The organism is Mesorhizobium sp. M7A.F.Ca.CA.004.06.1.1 (assembly GCF_003999135.1).
Taxonomy (GTDB): domain Bacteria; phylum Pseudomonadota; class Alphaproteobacteria; order Rhizobiales; family Rhizobiaceae; genus Mesorhizobium.
Genome location: NZ_RZPQ01000410.1, coordinates 1 through 5,284, shown reverse-complemented (window position 1 = coordinate 5,284; position 5,284 = coordinate 1). Strand labels below are relative to the sequence as shown.

Below are 5,284 nucleotides of genomic sequence, written 5' to 3'. Positions count from 1 at the left end.
GATGAAGGTTGGCGCTCTGTGCGCGGCGACCCCCTCTGGCCTGCCGGCCATCTCCCCCTCAAGGGGGGAGATCGCTGTTCCAGCGGCGAGCCTCTAGTTGATACTCGCCGTATTCGCCGGCTCGGCCGGCCGCGCCTCATTGGCATAAGGCACGCGAAAACCATTCGCCGTCAGCCATACGATGGCTGCCTTCGGCTCGTCCGTCTGGATGATTGTGGCGCCGCGATCGGCCCAAAAACCCCAGACTTCGCGCGGCAGGCTGGCCTGCACCGCCAGTTCGTCGCCGCGGCCGCCGGCAAGGAAGCCGCCCGGCTTGTTGGCGATGGCGTAGGTGTCGGCCCAGATGTGCCAGTTGCCCCTGACCGCGGCCGCGCGCATGCGCATGCTGAACAACGGTCCGCCGGTCTCGGTCAGCGTCTCGGCGCCTGCCCGCCAGTTGATCAGCTCGATTGCGCGCGGCGAAAAGGCATGGCCGACCGTCCGGGCGAAGCCGGCATCACGCACCGCATCATCGGCGATGATCGGCATGAACTGGAAGCCGCCGCCGATAGCGGTCATTGCCGCCTGGACCGTGGTGATCCGGTTCTGGTTCCACAAATTCTCCTTGACGATAACCTGCTCGGCCATGCCGAGATCGCGAGCCACCGCGATCATGCCCGAGAGGTCGCCGACGTCGAGCTTGTTGTCGAGGTTGATGAGGATCCTGTCCCTGGTCGCCATCAGCATCTCGCGCAGCGTCGAGACTGTTTCACCCGTCACCGCACCGGTGCCTTCGACCACCAGCCTGCAGGTCTTCAGTTCGGCCAGGGTGTATTTGACCACCTCGCCCTTGCAGGTGGTGGTGCGGTCGAGCCAGCTGTCATGCATGACGACGAACTCACCGTCCTTCGAGCGCCTGATATCGACCTCGACGATTTCTGCGCCCATGGCGATCGACCCCTCCACGGCGGCAATCGAATTTTCCGCGTAGAGCGTCTTGCCCGCCTGCATGCTGCCGGCGCGATGCGCGGCCACCATGACGTGGTCGCGCCACTGGTTGGCGTGCTCGAAGCGGTCAAGAATCTGCCTGGCGCGGGTCTCGCCGGCCAATGACTGGTCAGAAAAGGCCACAAGTGCCGAGGAAAACAGAAGGCTCAGCCAGATGGTCCGCATCGAGAATCGCTCCTTGCCGGATCGAGATCGGGATAGGCGACCCTCGTGACATCCAGGTGAACGAAGCCGGCTAGCGGTTGTTCGCGGGGAGTGCGCGTCAGATGCGTTTCGAGAGCCGGCGGAACCACGCCATGGCCGGCATCTCGACAAAACGCCAGGTGATCCAGGAGGCGGCAATGGTGGCCGCGAGCATGACGACGATCGCCAATGCTCCCGTCCAGCCGGCGCCGAAGCCGGTGGCAGGCTGGCCGCGCAGCATGAAATCGCCCATCAGGCCGAGGCCGAGCTTGCGCTCGACGAGCCCGGCGATGTTGATCAGGCGCGCCTGGACGAAAATGTGGACCATGTAGATCGAGTAGGACAGCGCGCCGAGCGTCAACATGAACGGGGTTCTCAGCAAGACGCTGATCCAGCCGCCCTCATGGGCGAACAGGAACAGCGCCAGCGCGAACACCAGGGGTGCCGCGATGCCGAAATCATTGCCGCCCGCCAGCGAGACGAAAAGCACGATGACGGTCACCATGACGATTTCGGCAAGGGTCCAGTCCATCCGCGGGCCGCTCCTGGCGAGGGCCTGTCGCGCCCCTGCAATGGAATCATGCTGAAACCAGGCCAGCAAGGCGCCGAGCGAGAAGCCGTACAGGCAACGGATGAAGCCGAAATCGAAGGACACATCCATATGATGATTCGAGAAGCCGAGCAGGAACAGCGGCGCGGTGACGGCGGCGGCGACGAACCATATCCAGGCGCGCGCACCGGCGACGAAGACCACGCCGGCAAACAGGAGATAGGCGAAGAACTCGGCCGAAATGCTCCAGCTTGGCGCATTCCAGGTCAATTGATCCTCGAAACCGACACCCTGGAGCAGAAGAAGATTGGCAAGCAGGCTGCCGAGGTCGAAGCCTCCGCTGAAGGGGGCAGCCCCGGTGCCGTGCAATTGCGGCAGCATCAGCCGCAGCAACTCGAAGCCGGCGAAGGCGGCAAGCATGAGCAGATGCAGCGGGTAGATGCGGCCGAAACGGACCAGTGCGAAGCGCGCGACCTGTTCCGGCTGGTTCAGCCGATCGCCGTAGCTGCTGGCGATGACGAAACCGGAAAGGACGAAGAAAAAATCGACGAACAGGTAGGACGAACCGATGAAGGCGCTTTGCGAAATCGTCGAACCGGTCGGGAAGTGAAACAGCGCCACCAGAAGCGCGCAGATGCCACGCCACGAATCGAGGACCAGGAAGCGTTCACCGGCGACCGTGCCGGTGCGGGTCGACGCCGCGGCACGGGTGGGGTTGAGAAACGCGGTCTGCGTCATGATGATACAATCCTGTCTTGCCGTGGCACTCGGGCAGCGCCATTCCGTCTCGCCAAGCTGTGACTGGCATCTTCCGTGCCGGTTCTGTAGTTGTTGCAACCCGATGAAAAACGAGGATCCGTAATGGCGAACAACAACATCGACAACGCCTTCACCGCCCGTTCCAAAACGGGCGCCGCGTTCGAGCCGACCTACTCCGGCGCGCTGTCGTTCATGCGGCGCAAATACACCAAGGACGTGAAGGGCGCGGATGCTGTGGTGTGGGGTATTCCCTTCGATGCCGCCGTCACCAACCGGCCCGGCGCCCGCTTCGGGCCGCAGGCGATCCGCCGCGCCTCGGCGATCCTCGATAACGACCCGCAATATCCGTTCTCACGCGATTTGTTCGAGCATCTGGCGGTGGTCGACTATGGCGATTGCCTGCTCGATTCGGGCAATCACCAGAAGACACCCGGCACGATCGAACGTGAAGCGGCCAAGATCCTGAAGTCCGGCGCCTTCCTGCTGACGCTCGGCGGCGATCATTTCGTCACCTGGCCGCTGCTCAAGGCGCATGCCGCCGTCCATGGTCCGCTCGCCTTGGTGCAGTTCGACGCCCATCAGGACACCTGGCCGGACGACGGCAAGCGCATCGACCACGGATCCTTCGTCGGCCGTGCCGTCAAGGAAGGCATCATCGACCCCGACCGCTCGATCCAGATCGGCATCCGCACCCATGCACCCGACACGTTCGGCATCAAGATCCTCCATGGCCATGAAATCGAGGAGATGCGGGCGTCCGATATCGCCTACGCCATCGTCGACCGCACCGGCGGCAAGAAGACCTACCTCACCTTCGACATCGACTGCCTCGATCCGGCCTACGCGCCTGGCACAGGCACGCCAGTTGCCGGCGGGCCGTCCTCGGCGAAGATCCTGTCGACGCTGCGCCAACTCAACCAGATCGATATTGTCGGTGCCGACATCGTAGAGGTTGCGCCGGCCTATGATCACGCCGATATAACGGCGATCGCCGGCTCGATGGTGGCCATGCAATATCTCGGCCTGCTGGCTGAGCGAAAGGCCCGGCTTGAAGAGTTGAACAACGGCAACCACAATGGTGCCGCAGTGATTCAAGGTCAGGGCATATAATCTTGAAATATCAGGGAATTTGATCAACCCATGAAACCGAAAATCTTCATCGACGGCGAACACGGCACCACCGGCCTGCAGATCAGGGCGCTGCTTGCCGAGCGCAGCGATCTGGAGATCATGTCCATCCCGACCGACCGCCGCAAGGAAACGGCGGCGCGCGCCGAGTTTCTCAACGCCGCCGATGTCGCGATCCTGTGCCTCCCTGACGACGCGGCGAAGGAAAGCGTCTCGCTGATCGCCAACGACACCACCAAGGTCATCGATGCGTCGACCGCGCATCGCGTGGCGGAAGGCTGGGCGTATGGTTTCGCCGAGATGGACAAGGACCAGGCAAAGGCGATCGCCTCGGCAAAACGCGTCGCCAACCCAGGCTGCTGGCCGCAGGGACCGATCGCCACGCTACGGCCGCTGGTCACGTCAGGCCTGCTGCCGGCGGATTTCCCGATCACCGTCAACGGCATTTCGGGCTATTCGGGCGGCGGACGGCCGATGATCGAGGACTATGTCGCCAAGGGCGAGGAAGCCTCGGAATTCCTGCCCTACGGCCTCACGCTTCAGCACAAGCACGTGCCGGAATTGAGGGCCTATGCCAGGCTGTCGCATGATCCGATCATGCAGCCGGCGGTCGGCAATTTCGCGCAAGGCATGATCACCGTCGTGCCGTTGCAGCTTGGCGGCCTCGACCATGTGCCGACCGGTGCGGAGCTGCATGCGGCGATTGCCGACCATTTCGCCGCCATCAAGGGCGGCGTGGTCGAAGTGGCGCCCTATGCGCATTCGGAGCGCATGCCGGAGATCAATCCCGAGGTCTACAACGGCACCAACCGGATGAAGGTCTATGTCTTTGCCAATGACAAACGGGCGCAGGCCCTGCTGCTGGCGGTCTATGACAATCTTGGCAAGGGTGCCTCCGGTGCCGCCGTGCAGAACATGGACCTGATGCTCGGCCTCTGATGGACACGCCAGCCTTTCCGGCGCGCTGGAAAGTCAGCGCGCCCGAACTCATTGCCGAGACCTTTTCGAGCCGCATCTGGAAGGTTTTGCGCGAAGACGGGTCGCCGGCGATCGTCAAGGCGCTCAAGCCTTTCGACGATGTCGCCGACGAGTTGCGCGGCGAGCATTATCTCGCCTGGCGGAGCGGCGAAGGCGCGGTGCGTCTGCTCGGCCGCGACGGCCACAGCATGCTGCTCGAATACGCCGGTGAAACGCTGCTTCAGCAGGTTCTCGAAGAACAGGGCGACTTTGCCGCGACCGTAATCGCGGCCGAGGTGATGGCGAAACTGTTTTCACAGGGGAAAGACCCCTTCCCGCCCGAACTTCAGCCACTGAGGGAACGGTTCGCCAGCCTGTTCAACAAGGCAAATGCCGATCGCGACGCCGGCCATGAGAGCCTCTATGTCGAGGCCGCCACTATTGCCGACCGGCTGCTGGCCGATCCGCACGATATCAGGCCACTGCATGGCGACCTGCATCACGAGAACATCCTGCACGGACGGCGCGGCTGGCTGGCTATCGATCCGAAGGGCGTGCTCGGCGATCCCGGCTTCGATGCGGCGAACATGTTCTACAACCCGCTCGAGCGGGACGATCTCTGCCTCGACCCCGAGCGGATCGCTGGTATGGCCGGGATTTTTGCCAAAACGCTGGGCCAGACACCACCCGCCATCCTTGATCATGCCATCGCCTATGGTT

Annotated in this window: 5 protein-coding genes; 3 read left to right on the top strand and 2 right to left on the bottom strand. The window is 63.2% G+C overall.

The window, feature by feature from the left end; translation table 11 throughout:
• Positions 1 to 93 precede the first annotated feature (93 nt).
• On the bottom strand, positions 94 to 1,152 hold the full coding sequence (locus EN906_RS21940; protein ID WP_127269924.1) for a glycerophosphodiester phosphodiesterase family protein: 1,059 nt from the start codon (positions 1,150 to 1,152) through the stop codon (positions 94 to 96).
• A gap of 97 nt (positions 1,153 to 1,249) precedes the next feature.
• Complete coding sequence (locus EN906_RS21935; RefSeq protein WP_127269615.1) at positions 1,250 to 2,458, bottom strand: acyltransferase; 1,209 nt, start codon at positions 2,456 to 2,458, stop codon at positions 1,250 to 1,252.
• Positions 2,459 to 2,581: 123 nt separating this feature from the next.
• Between EN906_RS21935 and speB the strand changes: the two genes are divergently transcribed.
• The 3 genes from speB to EN906_RS21920 all read left to right on the top strand — a co-directional run.
• Positions 2,582 to 3,589: an agmatinase gene (speB, locus tag EN906_RS21930; RefSeq protein WP_127269614.1), complete on the top strand. Its 1,008-nt coding sequence runs from the start codon at positions 2,582 to 2,584 to the stop codon at positions 3,587 to 3,589.
• A 30-nt stretch (positions 3,590 to 3,619) separates the two neighbouring features.
• Positions 3,620 to 4,546: an N-acetyl-gamma-glutamyl-phosphate reductase gene (gene argC, locus EN906_RS21925; protein WP_127375362.1), complete on the top strand. Its 927-nt coding sequence runs from the start codon at positions 3,620 to 3,622 to the stop codon at positions 4,544 to 4,546.
• Positions 4,546 to 5,284, top strand: a 739-nt coding sequence (locus EN906_RS21920) for an aminoglycoside phosphotransferase family protein (protein ID WP_127375361.1), incomplete at its 3' end; no start/stop codon positions are given. The genes argC and EN906_RS21920, both read left to right, overlap by 1 nt.

Bases quoted from the DNA above. Each gene is read 5' to 3' on its own strand.
- EN906_RS21940 (WP_127269924.1), bottom strand. From the start codon at position 1,152: ATGCGGACCATCTGGCTGAGCCTTCTGTTTTCCTCGGCACTTGTGGCC.
- EN906_RS21935 (WP_127269615.1), bottom strand. From the start codon at position 2,458: ATGACGCAGACCGCGTTTCTCAACCCCACCCGTGCCGCGGCGTCGACC.
- argC (WP_127375362.1), top strand. From the start codon at position 3,620: ATGAAACCGAAAATCTTCATCGACGGCGAACACGGCACCACCGGCCTG.
- speB (WP_127269614.1), top strand. From the start codon at position 2,582: ATGGCGAACAACAACATCGACAACGCCTTCACCGCCCGTTCCAAAACG.